The sequence below is a fragment of the Vibrio sp. 10N.247.310.17 genome (genome assembly GCF_041466605.1).
Taxonomy (GTDB): domain Bacteria; phylum Pseudomonadota; class Gammaproteobacteria; order Enterobacterales; family Vibrionaceae; genus Vibrio; species Vibrio tasmaniensis_A.
Genome location: NZ_JBFSTC010000063.1, coordinates 1 through 16,297, shown reverse-complemented (window position 1 = coordinate 16,297; position 16,297 = coordinate 1). Strand labels below are relative to the sequence as shown.

The following is a 16,297-nucleotide window of genomic DNA, read 5'->3' as shown; positions in this document are numbered from 1 at the left end:
CTAGCATTCACCCGGTTGTGGTTATCAGGAGGATTGTCCTCTCACGATTCAAATCCCGAATGGTCATGACCATTCTTCATTACATTGTCAGAGCCGCTAATTTATTTAGGATCCTAGGTTCATCTGGTGATACAGATGGTTCACACGTTAAGCGGTGAGCAGCGCTTCATACGACTTCACGTCGCACGCCCCAAAGTTTGTTAGTAATGTCTGCAAAGTCAATTTAGCATTGAAAGGGCGTTCTAGCGCTAATTTCAGTTAGCTGTAATCTCGTCATTTTTAGCCTGTACTTTAGGGGGTAAAGTGCCCCTGTATAAGAGTAACTAGGCGTTAATGTAAAAACAGTGTGGTCAAATCTACACCCCAACCCCTTCCAATAGGGGCGTTTTTCATCGATAATTTAGTCTCTTAGCGAAAACAAAGACTAATTGGAAAGCGTTCCCAAGATGCCCCTGTATTTTCAATTCTTCACCACACACCACGTCATAATCTGGCGATTATGGATGGTTGTCTGTAGTAAGTGTCTGATAGGTAAGCGATGTGTAGTTTGTGTCTTTCATTGGTATGGCATGCTTTCACGAAATTTCGTGATTCTATGTCCCTATATGAAGGTACTAAATGATGAAAAAAATCTTACTCACACAACGCTTTGTTGAGCGCATCCTTTCTAACCATCTGGTTCAAGAGTTTTACGATACAAAAGTCCCTGAGTTGTATTTAAGAGTTTATCCGTCAGGAGGTAAGCGATTTTATATTCGCTTTCAGCATGAAGGGTTAAGGGTTCACCGCAAGCTTGGTAAAGCAACCGACCTATCATTACGAGAGGTGCGAAAGCAAGTGGTGAATGAAGTTCACCAGACTCGTTATCTGGCAGATATAAAAGAGCTGCCACCAATAACGATTCGGGTCTTCGCTGAGGAATTTTTTAAGCGTTATCCTCGCCACTGGAAACCAAGAACGACGGTAAAGAATAAGAGCGCCTTTCGTTTACATATCGCGCCTATTTTAGGCGATAAACTGGTTCACTCCATAGAGCGAAGAGATATTGAAGGGTGGTTTGCTCAGTTGAATCACGTGAAAGGCTCAGCGAATCAGGCGTTAGTGTTGATGTCTGTCATGATGCAGCAGTGTGAAGCGTGGGGATATCGACATAGAAACACTAACCCTTGTCGTCACTTTAAGCGTTATAAAGCGGGAGAGGTCGAACGCTACCTTAGTCCGGAAGAGTTGCGTAACCTATGGCATGTACTCGAAACGTTAGAAGCCGATAACCCAATTCTCGTGATGATTATCCGATTATTGATATATACAGGGTGCCGCTCTTCGGAAGTGAGAACGTTGCAATGGAAAGATTACAGGGGAGGGCATTGGCATTTATCAGACAGTAAAACAGGTGCAAAAACTGTGTACCTTTGCTCACAGGTTAGGGCGTATCTAAAAGAGTGGCGAACAGAGAGTGATTATATTTTTCCTGCTCAATGTCATACCAAACCGATCTCTCAAGTGGCCTTGAGTTCGTTCTGGCATAAAGTGCGCCGTTTAGCCGAGTTAGCCGGGGTGCGCCTACATGATTTACGCCACACGTACGCCAGTATTGCAATTCAATCCAATATTAATCTGACGGTGCTTAGTCGCTTACTGGGTCACGCGGAAGTAGAAACGACGCTGAAATATGCCCACTTAAGCAGTCAGGATGCTTGTAAAGCAGCCTCTCATATATCAGCCACTTTGGCTAAGGGGATGCGCTCATGAGCTATATCAAACTCACTCAGAAAAAGATTAAGGATTTATTGCCCCAACCCAAAACTTATGTTGTTTGGGATACAAAGCAATATGGGTTTGGGGTGCGAGTAGGCAAAGACGCTTCCCGTTTTTATGTCATGAAGACAGGCGGTGGCAATAAGATTATAGCACCTGTCGATAGCCTGTCTCTTCGTCAGGCTCGTCAAAAAACGTTAAGCCTGATGCAGGGTAATGATAAGAGTAGGGCAATCGGGGCGATGCGTTTTGATGCATTGGTACAGGGTGAATGGTTACAAAAAGTGTGCTCAACATGGAAAACCAGCTCACAGGGAGGGGCAAGAGGGGCATTAAATAAACACTTATTACCAGAATTTGGGCATTACCCCGTCACTCGTATTGATTCGTGTCATGTGCAGCGTTGGTTTGATGAGTTAAGCCAAGACTATGCTGGAGCGGCTAATCGCACTCTTGATGTGCTGCGTTCCATTTTTAAATATGCCGAGAGACAAGGGTATTGCTTGAAAAATCCTTGCGATGGTATCAAGCAGAACCGAAAAAAGAAGTTGAATCGCTTTTTAAGTCTGGAGGAATTATCGCGACTTGAAGGGGCTTTACGAACGGTTAGTCAGCAGGGAGAAATTGAGGCGTGTTGCTGTCAGGTCATAAAGCTGGTGCTTTTGACGGGGTGTCGGATTTCAGAGGTGACGGGATTGCAATGGTCCTTTATCAAAGGAGATGAATGGCATTTGCCAGACAGTAAAACGGGGGCGAAGGTGGTTTATGTGGGTAAAGATGCTCGAAAACTACTTTCGGGAATAGGGAAACAGTTTTTTGATTCTAATGGTAATGATGTTTTTCCACCTCTTCGCTGTTATGTGAGTCGGCCTACTAAGGTTGGGATGGTATGGCAAAGAGTACGGGGGTTAGCTGATATTGCAGATGTACGTATTCATGACTTACGCCATACTTTTGCCAGTTATGCGGTACTGGAAGGTTATCCGCTCCCGATGGTCGCTAAGCTCCTTGGTCATAAACGTATCTCTTCAACACTTCGTTATATGCATGTTAGCGAGTGCCATGTGACAGAGGCAGTAGATACTCTGGGGGCGGTAATAACGGGGATGTTAGTCGAGCCTAAAGAAGTACAGCCCAGAAAACGAAAACGTACCACAAAGGCATTGAAGGCAGACAAACCTAACCCCGAACCAAAGGCAATAAAAGGGAAATTCAACATTTTGCCAGAATTAACGGATGAGCAGATAAGTGATATTAGAGCTGAGTTGGATTTTTTGAGTTGGTAGTTATCTTGAATCCCTATAAAGCCACTTTTTGGGAGTGGCTTATCCTATTATTGCCCATTATTATATTCTGCCATCAACATGCGCGTTCGTAGACAACTGGAATTTACCCAACCCCTGATCATGTGACGATAACAAGACTCATGCAGTAAAAATGACTTTTTATGTTGGTAAGGTCGCTTCGGGACAAAAGTGCCTTAGCAAAATCACACTTTCCATTGAATTTGCATTTATTTAAGCCATGCAAAGTACGCTTTTTCGAAAATAAGGAAGAAGAGCTAAGGGGGGTAGTATAAAATCTCCTGAAGATATCAAGAGAGCTAGTAACAGCATGGATAATTTTCAAAACCTTATTGATTACAGCACCGTCGATGACCTGAAGTTTCGTATCAAGTCATTACCCTTTTCTTGTGCTATCCCCAGTCGCAAAGCAGAAGTTGCAAGTGTACTCTTTAATGCATTGATGAACCCAGACAACCTACAGCTAATTTGGAACCACCTCTCAGAGGTTCAGAAGCTTGCTTTGCAAGAGGCCGTTCACAATCAAGCAGGTTATATGGACGGTTTCGTATTCTGGTCAAAATATCAAAAAGAACCACCTAGTACAGAAGACTGGTCGTTGTATCGAAGTCGAGATAAAGATAACGGTGGCAAAGCTTTATCTCCGTTCTTTTATCCTGACCGCCGTTACGGATCTTCACGCAGAATACCTAATGACCTATTAGCTTTTTTGAAACCTCATGTTCCATTGCCACCACATTTCTCTGTGCCAACGGCAATTGTCGATGGTGACGAGATTGAAACGTCAGAAACCCCACAATACACGGAAGCGGAGCTTAACGTTCTTCTTAACACTATTAAGGTTAAGAAGTTAAAAGTCAGTCCGAAAACTGGGCTGCCTTCTAAAACATTGCTCAACCAACTGTGCAACCAACTCAATGAACCGTATCAAAAGGTAACATCACTTGATGACGAATCAGCGAAAAGTATAAAGGCTTTTGGTTGGATTCAAATTCTAAGAGCTGCTCTATGGTTCAAAGAGACAAAGGGCGAATTGCAAATCAACCTAAAAAAAGCCGCTCTTCAACAACGACATTGTGACGTCATTAAACAGCTTTTCTTGGACTGGAAAGATCGAAGCAAATTTGACGAGTTCTCACGTATCAATCAGATTAAAGGGCAAAAAGGAAAAGGTCAGAAATATTTTACCAATGTTCTGAGCCGCAGGGATGCTTGTATAGAAACATTGCGATCTTGCCCACCTGAAGAATGGGTCTCTTTTGATGACTATCTGAGATTAATGGCGGTTGAGGGGCAATTCTTTAATATTACGTTTGAACCCTATAGCTTGTATATTGGTGATTCCACGTATGGCCGCATTCATGACGGTACCTTTCTTACTAATGCTTACTCTCGCTGTTTAATTATGGAGTATTTCGCGACTCTAGGGATCGTCGACATAGCTTACGTAACGCCGGAGGGCGCTCAAGATAATTACTATGACCGTTGGGGGCAATATGACCTAGATTATTTGTCCATTTATGATGGTTTAAAATATATCAGGCTTACAAAGCTCGGAGCCTATGTGCTTGGAGTGGTTGATACCTACATCGATGTATCCGAATCAACGAAAACATCGATCGCATTATTGCCGAAGTATCGTGTTCAGTTTATGCAGCCACCCACTACAAGTGAGCGAGTATTTCTTACTAATTATGCGGATGAAGCTACCGACCAAGTCTGGCAGCTATGCACAAGCAAGATACTCTCACACCTCGAAAATGGTGGTGACTTAGAAGAAATACAATCTTTCCTATCTGAAAGAGATGAACAACCATATTTCCCGACTCAAATTGAGCACCTCTTCAAAACGTTAGAGAGCAATAAGAATGCAGTACGATTAGAGGGGCGTTTTTTACTTTTGAAATGCGATACCGAGTCGATAGCAAAGAACATAGCGTCAGCACCTAAATTACAGAAATTGTGCCAACGCGTAGGAAAAGACCAGTTAATTATCCCAGAGGGCAAAGAATCGTTGTTTAGACAATTAGTTCATGAACTTGCCTATGCTATGCCCATACAGTCATAGTTTTCAATGTAAGGGCAAAGTTTTTTGCCCTGTAAGCGATCATTTTAGAGGTGAATTACTCAATTTCATTCACACCTGATGTTGAAGAACTAGCAGTGGTTTTCTTTTTTCGTTGAAATAGTGTTGGTTCGTCCGCGGTCTTTCGCTACGGGACAAAAGCGCCTCAGAAGAGGCGTATAAGGTTGACTTTGGAACCATCATTAGCCGTTATGATGGTTGATCAAATAACCTGATTAGTTCCTTGAGTTCTTCAGCGTTATTATAATTTTGATCTTGATATTGTTTCTCTGGACTTTTAGCACCTTGCTTTTGTTTCTTTCTTAGGGCTTTAATCGCTGGGTTTAAACTCAATTTTGTATCCGTGAGTGTATCTGCAAGTCGTAATAAAGCAACTTGACTATTTGTGATCGTCGGCTTGGAGGATATGATAGCGGTGATCGCAGTTAAATTACATTTCAAATAATGCTCTGAGTATGCACAAAGTAATTCGAGGTTTTTTACTCGCCCTCCATCATGAACAAGAAGATTTCTCGCTCTGTAAAGGCGCTTAATTTGCAATGACACTCGCTGCTCATGTTTCTCAATGTTTTTGGCTAGCTCTAAAGAGTTTTGGCAAAGTTTTGTAAACAAACTCAAGCGATACTTGAAGAATGGAAAGTTATCGAGACTTTGTAAAATAGCATTCGCCTTTAGTGGGCAACTTAGAACGGAAAACATATTCTCGACGTTAGCATCATCGATATGAAAGCTATCTCCACCTTCGATAGTAAAGGCAGTTTTGTTTGCATTGACCAATGTTATTTTAAATGTTCTTAATCTTTTTATTACATAGTCTATTGCAATTGGTGATACTGCCGCGAGAATCACTCTCTCATCATCTCCCGGTCGATTCGTCTTCAAAGGCACATCTCGTGTTAGGGCTTCTAAGGCTGTCCAGTTTCCGACAAATCTAGATTCAATATTATCAGCAGAAGCATTGATTCGTAACTGACGGTATGCCCCAGCTAATTTAGTATCAGTAATTGAGTTATTTAGAGATGAGATAAATCGTTCAAGCTCCTCATAATTCATTTTATGTATATGGTTAGGTACTGGGGAATGAAGACGAATGGATTTTTCTATACCTGTGGAGAGGTCCGTTGACTTAAATGATTTATTTATTGAAAGATTAATATTTGGTATTGCAAAACTAAGTGCATCAAGAACTTCACCTAGTTGTTCATTGGCTTGCATGCCAGCAGAAATACGTGATTTCGCGTTTATTGTCACCGAAGCTATCAGGTTCTTGTCATTTTCTTCAGTTCGTTTTAATGTCAAAGAACCAAAGACCCATTCTGTTCCTTGCGCCAAACGCTCAGTAAGCTCTCGGTTGGTAACAGTCAGCTCAATCAAGTAGTCTTTACTATCTTCTAATAAGACAGCCTTAAGATATTGATAGCGAGCTGAGAAGGGCTCGTTATCAACAAATTTAGTCAGCACATGTCGATAGTAATTGTGAAGTTCGTTCATGCTTAACCCAGAAGCAATTAGCCCAGAAACAATCGACTCTGTGGCAGTCAGTATCTTTTTAAGATGGTCGTTGCTATCAACTGGTACTTCTGAAAATAACAAGCTTTCAAGGTGGTTAAGTCCAACTTTTATATAATGCTCATTTAAATGAGTTAGGTACTCTTCAATGTGTGATCGCATTAATTCTGTTGACTTATTAACTGAAGCTTCGCTTTCTCCTTGCTCATTAGGGAGCGTTAAAGCTAACATTTTCTGAGTCAACTTTTCAAATTCAGGAGTCTTAACAATAGGATCTACTTGTAAGATTTCATGCAATTCAGTAGCCACGACATAACGCTTATTGGCTCCACCGTATGCTTCTCCAAAGTCAAGAAGTAGCAGTAACTCTTGACAACCATTAATTGCATGAAGGAAACTAGCTCTCTCACTATCTAAACTCAGTTCATGGGTCATGTTAAACCATGCACCTAAAAAGAATGCTTCGGGAACTGTTAAGTTTGAGTTTAAAATGCCAGTATCAACTTTCAAGAGTTGCTCCTAATGGTGAGTTTTGCTATAGTTCTGACAAGAATACAGATTTTGATTGGTTAGTTCTAGTTAACTGGCTGATAAACCGAAAGATTGGTCTCGCTTCTGGATTGGTGCTATGTCCCACAGTCGTCTTGACCACCCTATATGGCCCCACTGCTGACGTAGTGGGGCTTTTTTATAAGGGTTAATGCTAAATTTCACGTCTCACAACTCTCCGAAATCCTCAGCGCATCTTCAATCTCAACGCCAAGGTATTCAATCGTGCTTTCTAACTTAGCATGACCAAGAAGTAATTGAATAGCCCTAAGATTCTTGGTTTTAGCGTAGATCAAAGAAGCCTTGGTTCGGCGCAGTGAATGTGTGCCGTATTGCGTTTTATCGAGTCCTATATCAGCAACCCATCGATTAACCATGGTGGTGTAGTAATGGTACGAGATGGGTTGTCCTTCACGTCGTGGGCTTGGGAATAGATAATCTGTTGGCTGTAATGAGTTTTGAATGATCCATTGTGACAAAGTTTGCTGAGTCTTGGGTGTGATCTCGAAGTGTACCTCTTGTTGGGTTTTCTGCTGTTTAACTATGGTTCTCGACATCACGCAGCCACTACGGCTGACATCCTGAACTTTCAAGTTACGTAAATCACACGACCTCAACTTGCAGTCGATGGCTAGGTTGAACAGTGCCAACTCAAACAAGCGCTCTTCCAATTCAAGTCGAATACGGATGCGCCAAATGTCTTCTAGTTTGAAGGCTTTCTTCTGACCTACACGCTTCCCTTTATTCCAAGCTTCCATAATGTGCTCCTTACTTCATAAAAATGCTCTTTAAGTAAGGCAGAAATCAAAGACAATGCTGCATCCAGTGGTATGATTGACGGAATATTTCTATAACAAGAAAACTTCTAATGAAACAAACAGAACAACAGTATTTGAAAGAGCTTGAAGGCAAGCTTTGGAACGCAGCAGACAAGCTACGCTCAACGCTAGACGCCGCGCAGTACAAACATGCAGTGTTAGGTCTAATCTTCGTTAAGTACGTCTCTGATGCGTTTAAGCTGCGTCAGGATGAGATTAAAGCTGACATCGCTAACCCAGAGCACGAATATTACTTGGATCCTGATGACTTCTCGGAAGAAGAACTAGCAGAAGAGATTGCTATCGAGCTGGAACAACGTGACTTTTACACAGAGAAAAACGTGTTCTGGCTACCAACTGAGTCTCGTTGGCAGTTCCTGCAAGATAACGGCCCATTGGTTATTGGTGGCGCTGAACTTGATATTAATGGTAAGCCTAAGAAAATCACTTCTGTCGGTCACCTCATCGATAACGCACTTGAAGGTATTGAGCGGGATAACCCAAAACTGAAAGGTGTGCTTAACAAGTCATACTCTTCATTGAAGATTGACCAAGCTAAGCTGAATGAGCTTATCAACCTGATTGCGACAATACCGTTTGTTCATGCCGATCTAAACAGTAAAGACATCCTCGGTCATGTATACGAATACATGCTTGGTCAGTTCGCACTGGCTGAAGGTAAAAAAGGTGGTCAGTTCTATACCCCAGCATCAATCGTAACTCTGATCGTTGAGATGATTGAACCTTTTGAAGGTCGTGTATATGACCCAGCAATGGGTTCTGGCGGTTTCTTTGTTCAATCAGAGAAGTTCATCGAGCGTCATGCAAATGAGAAGAAGGTTGATGCCCTTACTCAGAAGCAGAAGATTTCTATCTACGGTCAAGAATACAACCATACAACGTGGCAATTAGCAGCGATGAACATGGCGCTCCGTGGTCTTGATTACGATTTTGGTAAAGAGCCAGCAAGTACTTATACCAATGTTCAGCACCCTGATTTACGTGCCGACTTCATCATGGCTAACCCTCCATTCAACATGAAAGAGTGGAACACGGGTGTTGATGATAACGATCCTCGCTTCAAATACGGTCAACCACCATCAGGTAATGCGAACTTCGCATGGATGCAGCACATGCTTCATCATCTTGCACCTGAAGGTTCTCAGGCGCTTCTGTTGGCAAATGGCTCTATGAGTTCAACGACCAACAACGAAGGCACCATTCGTCAGGCATTAATTGAGAACGATTTGATTGAATGTATGGTAGCGCTTCCGGGTCAACTGTTTACTAACACCCAGATCCCAGCGTGTATTTGGTTCTTAACCAAAAACAAGAACCCTCGCGTCGATAAGGCAGGGCGTAAGCTGCGTGGCCGTAAGGGTGAGGTGCTGTTTATCGATGCGCGTAACCTTGGTTACATGAAAGATCGTGTATTACGTGATTTCAGCTTTGATGATATCAAGAAAGTTGCTGATCTATTCCACGCTTGGAAAACGGGTGAAGAAGTTCATGGCGTAGCTTATGAAGATCAAGCTGGTTTCTGCAAGTCAGTAATGTTAGAAGAAATTACTAAACATGACTTTGTACTGACTCCGGGCCGTTACGTTGGCGCTGCGGAAGAAGAGGACGATGGCATTCCTTTTGCTGAGAAGATGGTAACACTGACTTCAAAACTAAGTGAGCAGTTTACTGACTCTGTAATGTTAGAAGCTGAAATCAAGAAGAACCTAGCGGGGTTAGGTTATGACCTGTAATTGGCCTGAATTAACAATAGATGAGTTGAAATCGTCGGAAAAAGGCTCTATTGCTATGGGGCCGTTTGGCTCTCGAATAAAGGCTGAAAATTTTGTTAAATCAGGGGTTCCTGTTCTTAAAGGAGGAAACTTACATGGGGCGTATATCGATGATAATGAGTGCGATTACCTCACCGAAGAAAAGGCAGACGAATTAAAATCATCAAATGCTTTTGAGGGGGATATTGTTATTACCCATCGTGGAACCATTGGTCAGGTTAGTATTATTCCAAAAGGTGCAACTTATAATCGGTACGTTGTATCTCAAAGCCAGTTAAAAGTGTCATTAGACAAAGAGAAAGTAAACCCATATTACGTTAACTACTTTTTGCGTAGTCGTATAGGTCAACATCGCCTACTCTCATATGCTTCACAGGTTGGTGTTCCTGCAATTGCAAAAGCTTCAACATCTGTAAAGCAAATCCAAGTACCGTGCCCACCATTAGCAGTTCAAGATGAAATAGTATCTTTTCTACAATCGCTCGATCATAAATTGACTGTTAACAACCAAATAAATCAATCCCTAGAAGAAATGGCACAAGCCATCTTCAAGTCATGGTTTGTTGATTTCGATCCAGTGAAAGCCAAAATGAATGGTGCTCAACCAGAAGGAATGGATGCGGCCACTGCCTCGCTATTCCCAGAAAAGCTTGTTGAGTCTGAGTTGGGTTTGATACCAGAAGGTTGGGAAGTTGGCACTCTGAGCGACGTAGCTAAATACTGCTCAGCAAGAACAAACACCGACACGATTACACTTGAAAATTATATCTCGACAGAGAATATGCTCGCTGAAAAGAAAGGTGTAACCGCTGCATCTAAGCTTCCAACAGCTAAAACGGTCGCAGCATATAAGTCAGGAGACATCTTAGTTTCAAACATCCGTCCTTACTTTAAGAAGATCTGGTTGGCTGAGGGAAGTGGTGGTCGCTCCAATGATGTTCTTGGTTTTGAATCAGTTAGTGCAAACAGTGACTCATACCTGATGAATTTGCTTTATCAAGATACATTCTTCGAATACATGACTAGAACCTCGAAGGGCGCAAAAATGCCGCGTGGTGATAAGACTGCAATCATGAACTGGGAAATGGCTGTACCACCAGTTGAGCTACGTGAAACTTTCTCCGCTATCGTCGATAAGTTTTATCAGTTGATTCCTCAAAATAGAGCACAAAATGCAACTTTGGTATCGTTACGAGATACGCTACTTCCTAAATTGCTTTCGGGCGAAATCGAGTTAGCTCCTCAGGGGAGTCAATAGATGAATAAGCCATTGCATGATAGCCGTCATATTATTGAGAAAGTTGAGCAATATTTAGATACAAAGCTTCAAGAAAATGCTGAATTTAACGAAGAGTTGAATTTAAGTGCTTCAGTTGCTGTATCAACTGAGGGGCCAAAAGTTAATATTACGAGCTTGTCTGATTCAGATACTAAGTTCCAGTACGATGTCAGTGATATTCTTTACTGGGTTGAGCGTGATACCTATTTCGATGAACTTGCCAAATGGAATGGCGTTAAACTTGAAGAAAAGCATAGAGGTGCATTGGATTTTTTGAAGAAATCTGAACAACTTCCAACATTTCTGGACTTTGTCGACGCAATCAAACGTCAACGAATCGCCCCTTTTATTGGAGCTGGCGTATCGTCGCCAGCAGGCTACCCACCATGGGGAAAAGCTTTGGAGCGCCTTGCTAGACAAATGGGCGGGGATGTTCCTGCGCAAATAAAAGATGATCTAGATAATTACCGTTACCTTGCGGTAGCAGAGACACTTTATTTGCACAATGAGCATTTGTTTAAAAATTTCGTTCAAACGGAATTTCGCCTTAAGGCCGCTCAAGAAGATGACAGACCTGTTTTCCCACCAGTAGTTGATCTATTACCTCTACTAACGAAATCGTGTGTAGTAACCACTAATTTTGATCGCCTTATTGAGAAAAAGTTTGAGTTGGTAAGCGGAAAGCCTCTAAGTGGCTATATGTATGGTAAACAAGAACAAAATGGTTTTGTTAGTCAACTGCTTAAAGGTGAGCAATGTCTAATGAAGCTACATGGTGATGCGGATCAGGCACAGTCCTATGTGTTTACTGAGTCACAATACAAAGATGCATACGGTGACACAAATATTGATTTTACGAAACAATTACCCAGATCACTTCGACAAATATATATCAGTTATTCTTTGATATTTATTGGATGCTCATTGGAACAAGACCGAACATTAGAATTGTTTAAATCTGTAATGGATCAAGGCCACTTTGAAATACCTTGGCACTATGCTCTTTTGGCGGATAGTGACTCAGCAAGTAAAGCAGAAAAAATGGGGCGATTATTAAGTATGAATATCAAACCAATCTGGTATGAGGTCGTAGATAATAACCATTCTATGCTTGTAGATTTGTTGCTGCTTGCTATTGATGTGGCAAATAAAAAATTTAGTTTGGGGAATACTAGATGATCACAGAAGACCAACTTGAGCAACAGTGTATTAATTGGTTTATCGACCAAGGTTACCTCTATAAAAATGGCTATGACATCGCCCCTGATGGCGACTCTCCAGAGCGTGAGGATTACCATCAAGTTGTTTTAAAGCAACGGCTATTAAATCAATTAACAATCATCAATCCAGAACTTCCGATAGAGGCTCTGAATGATGTGGTTAACACGGTATCTTCCCCCGATACGCCAATTCTTATTAAAAACAACCGCGCCTTCCACAAGTTTGTGATTGAAGGAGTGCCTGTCGAATACACGGCTGTTGAAGACGGCGAATCGAAAACAAAGCATACTCACGCTCAGTTAATGGATTTTACGACGCCTGATAACAATGAGTTCCTTATCGTGAATCAGTTTACGATTACAGGTACAAAAGGGAATCGCCGCCCTGATGTTGTGGTATTTATTAACGGCCTACCCATGTCTGTTATTGAGTTGAAAAATCCAGCCGATGAACAGGCCGACATTTGGAATGCCTTTAATCAACTTCAAACTTACAAAGATGAAATTTCAGATCTGTTTGTTTTCAATGAAGCGTTGATTGTTAGCGATGGCTGGACTGCCCGTGTTGGTTCATTAACGGCTAATAAAGAACGATTCTTACCTTGGAAAACCGTTGCTACAGAGGATGATAGACCGTTATTGGAGTTTCAATTAGAAACCATGGTTCGTGGCTTCTTTAAGCAAGATTTATTGCTCGATTACATTCGTTACTTTGTACTATTCGAAACCGACAACGACAAAATAATCAAGAAAATTGCAGGTTATCACCAGTTCCACGCAGTGAGAGCTGCTGTTGAGGCGACGGTTCGTGCCGCCAATACCTCTGGTAACTTCCTTGAGAGCCCTATCCCTGCACTAGAAAAGATTAAGCAAGGCAGTGGTAAGGCTGGGGTTGTTTGGCATACTCAAGGTAGTGGCAAAAGCATCTCTATGGTTTGCTACGCGAGTAAACTGTTACAGCAAGCCTCAATGAATAACCCAACGATCGTGGTGGTGACGGATAGAAATGATCTCGATGGTCAGCTTTATAACACCTTCGGGATGGCGCAAGAGACGTTAAAGCAAATACCTCAGCAAGCGGATGATCGTGACGCGTTACGTGAACTACTTTTAAATCGCCAATCTGGCGGTATTATCTTCACGACGATTCAAAAGTTTGCTTTATTAGATGAAGAGACAGAGCACCCTCGACTATCTGAACGAAGTAATATCGTTGTCGTTTCTGATGAGGCGCACCGAAGCCAGTATGGCAATAAATCTAAAATGGTTGAGGTGAAGGACAAGGATGGCACGGTAACGGGTCACAAGTACGTTTATGGTTATTCCAAGTATATGCGTGACGCATTGCCTAATGCTTCATTCATAGGCTTTACAGGGACACCTATCGCAATGGATGACAAAGACACACGTGGTGTTTTTGGTGAGTACGTCTCTATCTATGATATTCAAGATGCCGTTGATGATGGTGCCACTGTTCCTATCTATTACGAATCTCGCCTTGCTAAACTTGATATCAATCAAGATGAAATAGAGCAACTTAACGATAAAGTCGATGATGAAATCGGTGAAGATGAAGAAACAGCAGATCGTGAAAAAGTTAAATCAGAATGGGCGACGTTAGAAAAACTTGTAGGCGCAGAGCCTCGTATTGAACAAGTCGCAAAAGATCTCGTTGAACATTTCACCACTCGAACGTCGACCTTTCCCGGTAAGGCGATGATTGTTTCGATGAGTCGAGAAATCTGTGTCGATCTCTATAATGCTATTGTGGCAATTAAACCAGAATGGCATCACCCAGATACAGATAAAGGTGCAATCAAGATTGTGATGACTGGCTCTGCATCCGATAAAGAAAAAATGCAGCCTCACATCCACGATAAGAAAACCAAAAAACTATTCGAGAAGCGTTACAAAGATACTGACGATGAGCTTCAACTCGTTATCGTTCGAGACATGTGGTTAACAGGATTCGATGCGCCTTGTTGTCATACCATGTATATCGATAAGCCAATGAAAGGGCATAACCTGATGCAGGCTATTGCTCGTGTTAACCGAGTATTCAAAGATAAGCCCGGTGGTTTGGTTGTCGATTATATTGGTATCGCAAATGAGCTTAAAAATGCATTGAAAACCTATACCAACAGCCAAGGAAAAGGACAACCCACCGTCGATACGGCAGAAGCGTTTTCAGTATTGATGGAGAAAGTTGATATCATCAGGGGGATGTTCGCAACACCCGTTGATACAAAGGTCTTCAATTACCGTCCAGATTTTGAAACGGATGCATTGCGCTTGTTACCGGGAGCAGTAAACCATTTGTCAGGACTATCTCATACTGATGCTAATGGCAAACAAGTAAGAGATGGTAAGAGACGTTTTCTTGATGTAATGGCAGCGTTAACTAAGGCATATTCTCTATGTAATACCATGGATGAAACTCACGGTTATAAGAACGAAATTGCTTTTTATTCTGCGATTAAGACAGCTTTCATTAAACATTCAACGGTAGACAAAAAGCGCACCGATGAAGAACGCAATACAGCGTTAAAGCAAATTCTAAATAATGCAGTTATAGCTGATGGCGTTGATGATATTTTCACTATGGTTGGGCTGGATAAGCCAAACATTGGGCTTTTGTCTGAGGAGTTCTTAGAAGATGTAAAGAACATGAAAGAGAAGAACCTCGCGGTAGAGCTGTTAGAAAAATTGCTTCGTGATGAGGTTAAATCTCGCATGAAGAATGATGTCGTACAGGAGAAGAAATACTCTGAACGTATTATGTCGACGCTGCAAAAGTACCATAACCGTAGTATTGAAACGGCTCAGGTCATTGAAGAGCTGATTCAATTGGCCAAAGAGATGCAAGAAGATGGAGAGTTACTAGATAAGCTCAACCTTTCTGTCGACGAAATTGCCTTCTATCGCGCATTGGTCGATAACGAATCTTCGGTCAGAGAACTTGGTGACGACAACTTACGTAAGCTTGCTATTGAACTGACTCATCAACTGCGTAAGTCAGCTACGGTTGATTGGCAAAAGAGGGATAGTGTTCGTGCTCGTATGCGTAATCTTGTACGTCGATTACTGCGTAGATGGAAATACCCGCCTGATGCGGCAGAAGAAGCAATTAAGCTTGTGCTGGAGCAGGCTGAGGTGTTGGCTGACGGTTGGTATGCGGCTTAAGTAGAATAAAGGCAAGGCGTGAGTACCTTGCCTTTTGTGTTTTTATTCATTACTGATTTTCATGTGTATAGCGGTATTGGTTGGGTCAGAATACATAAAGTAATAAATCGAGGGTTATTTAGACCATCGACTCTAAATGATTCTGTTCAAAGACGTGTTGTAAACACCGTGCTCTGAGACAAGATCGCCTTAGTGCTCACTTTTGGGGAGTGGTGTGATTACCGAGGGAGGTTGACGGTCTAAGTAGAAATTAGATAGATTTACCGATGATGAATAATGTGTTTAGAGCAAAAAATGATGAGAGGATATTGTACTTCTCAAGCTTTATTGTTTCTGATGTTTTTAGATAGAAGCAGCGTAGCTCCGCTCTTCAATACTACAAAGTACAGACTGGATACCGTTGAAGAACGGAAGTTCCAATTGAATTTCTTTCAATAGGTAAATTAAGTGCATTTAAGTGAAAAGGGCTTATTAGGAATGGAAAAAGCAAAAAACCAGTCTTAACTGAGGTTTTTTAATGAAACCAAGCCAACACCAATGTCCCATTTCATAATTGTCTCCGTAAATACTTATAAATATTGAAGCCGAGAGGGATAGAATGAAGCATTACCATGCGAATGATATGACTAAGCATTATTAATGCAGGCTCTAGCCCAAGATAAATGGCAGCGACAGTCATAGACTCCACACTGCCCGGAACCCACGACATCAAGAGTACTATGAACTCCTTATCAATTAGCTTACTGAATATATATGCAAAAACAACTGTGACTGTAAGACTTAACGTTGTAGCAATAA

The 16,297-nt window shown here is 41.8% G+C and carries 10 protein-coding genes; 7 read left to right on the top strand and 3 right to left on the bottom strand.

From position 1 onward, the window contains the following. The first annotated feature begins 618 nt into the window (after window positions 1-618). The 3 genes from AB6D80_RS16570 to AB6D80_RS16560 all read left to right on the top strand — a co-directional run bounded on the left by AB6D80_RS16570 (window position 619) and on the right by AB6D80_RS16560 (window position 5,130). Window positions 619-1,752: a tyrosine-type recombinase/integrase gene (locus AB6D80_RS16570; protein WP_372189109.1), complete on the top strand. Its 1,134-nt coding sequence runs from the start codon at window positions 619-621 to the stop codon at window positions 1,750-1,752. Next, window positions 1,749-3,044, top strand: a complete 1,296-nt coding sequence (locus tag AB6D80_RS16565) for a site-specific integrase (protein ID WP_102579733.1) — start codon at window positions 1,749-1,751, stop codon at window positions 3,042-3,044. Before AB6D80_RS16570 ends, AB6D80_RS16565 begins: the two co-directional genes overlap by 4 nt. A 328-nt stretch (window positions 3,045-3,372) precedes the next feature. Next, entirely contained in the window at window positions 3,373-5,130 is a 1,758-nt protein-coding gene (locus AB6D80_RS16560; protein WP_102579782.1) for a hypothetical protein, read from the top strand. A 207-nt stretch (window positions 5,131-5,337) separates the two neighbouring features. On the opposite strand, the gene AB6D80_RS16555 is transcribed toward AB6D80_RS16560, so the two are convergent. Together AB6D80_RS16555 and AB6D80_RS16550 are read right to left on the bottom strand one after the other, a co-directional pair. After that, the gene (locus AB6D80_RS16555) at window positions 5,338-7,167 is read right to left on the bottom strand and encodes a hypothetical protein (protein WP_371728666.1); all 1,830 of its coding nucleotides are present in this window, start codon (window positions 7,165-7,167) and stop codon (window positions 5,338-5,340) included. A 200-nt stretch (window positions 7,168-7,367) separates the two neighbouring features. Continuing rightward, the gene (locus AB6D80_RS16550; RefSeq protein ID WP_371728665.1) at window positions 7,368-7,964 is read right to left on the bottom strand and encodes a tyrosine-type recombinase/integrase; all 597 of its coding nucleotides are present in this window, start codon (window positions 7,962-7,964) and stop codon (window positions 7,368-7,370) included. A 110-nt stretch (window positions 7,965-8,074) separates the two neighbouring features. Between AB6D80_RS16550 and AB6D80_RS16545 the strand changes: the two genes are divergently transcribed. Genes AB6D80_RS16545 through AB6D80_RS16530 form a run of 4 tightly spaced genes read left to right on the top strand, consistent with a single transcriptional unit; the run spans window position 8,075 to window position 15,499 of the window. Then, a complete protein-coding gene (locus tag AB6D80_RS16545; RefSeq protein ID WP_371728664.1) occupies window positions 8,075-9,778 on the top strand; it encodes an N-6 DNA methylase in 1,704 nt (567 codons plus the stop codon). Then, window positions 9,768-11,075 (top strand): restriction endonuclease subunit S, encoded by a 1,308-nt coding sequence (locus AB6D80_RS16540; protein WP_372189106.1) that lies wholly within the window; start codon window positions 9,768-9,770, stop codon window positions 11,073-11,075. Before AB6D80_RS16545 ends, AB6D80_RS16540 begins: the two co-directional genes overlap by 11 nt. Continuing rightward, complete coding sequence (locus AB6D80_RS16535; protein WP_102579728.1) at window positions 11,076-12,275, top strand: SIR2 family protein; 1,200 nt, start codon at window positions 11,076-11,078, stop codon at window positions 12,273-12,275. It abuts the gene before it with no gap. Then, window positions 12,272-15,499, top strand: a complete 3,228-nt coding sequence (locus AB6D80_RS16530) for a type I restriction endonuclease subunit R (protein WP_372189104.1) — start codon at window positions 12,272-12,274, stop codon at window positions 15,497-15,499. The genes AB6D80_RS16535 and AB6D80_RS16530 overlap by 4 nt, the downstream gene beginning before the upstream one ends. Before the next feature lie 547 nt (window positions 15,500-16,046). Here AB6D80_RS16530 and AB6D80_RS16525 read toward each other — a convergent pair. Continuing rightward, a complete protein-coding gene (locus AB6D80_RS16525; protein ID WP_372189102.1) occupies window positions 16,047-16,295 on the bottom strand; it encodes an AbrB family transcriptional regulator in 249 nt (82 codons plus the stop codon). Between the last annotated feature and the right edge of the window lie 2 nt (window positions 16,296-16,297).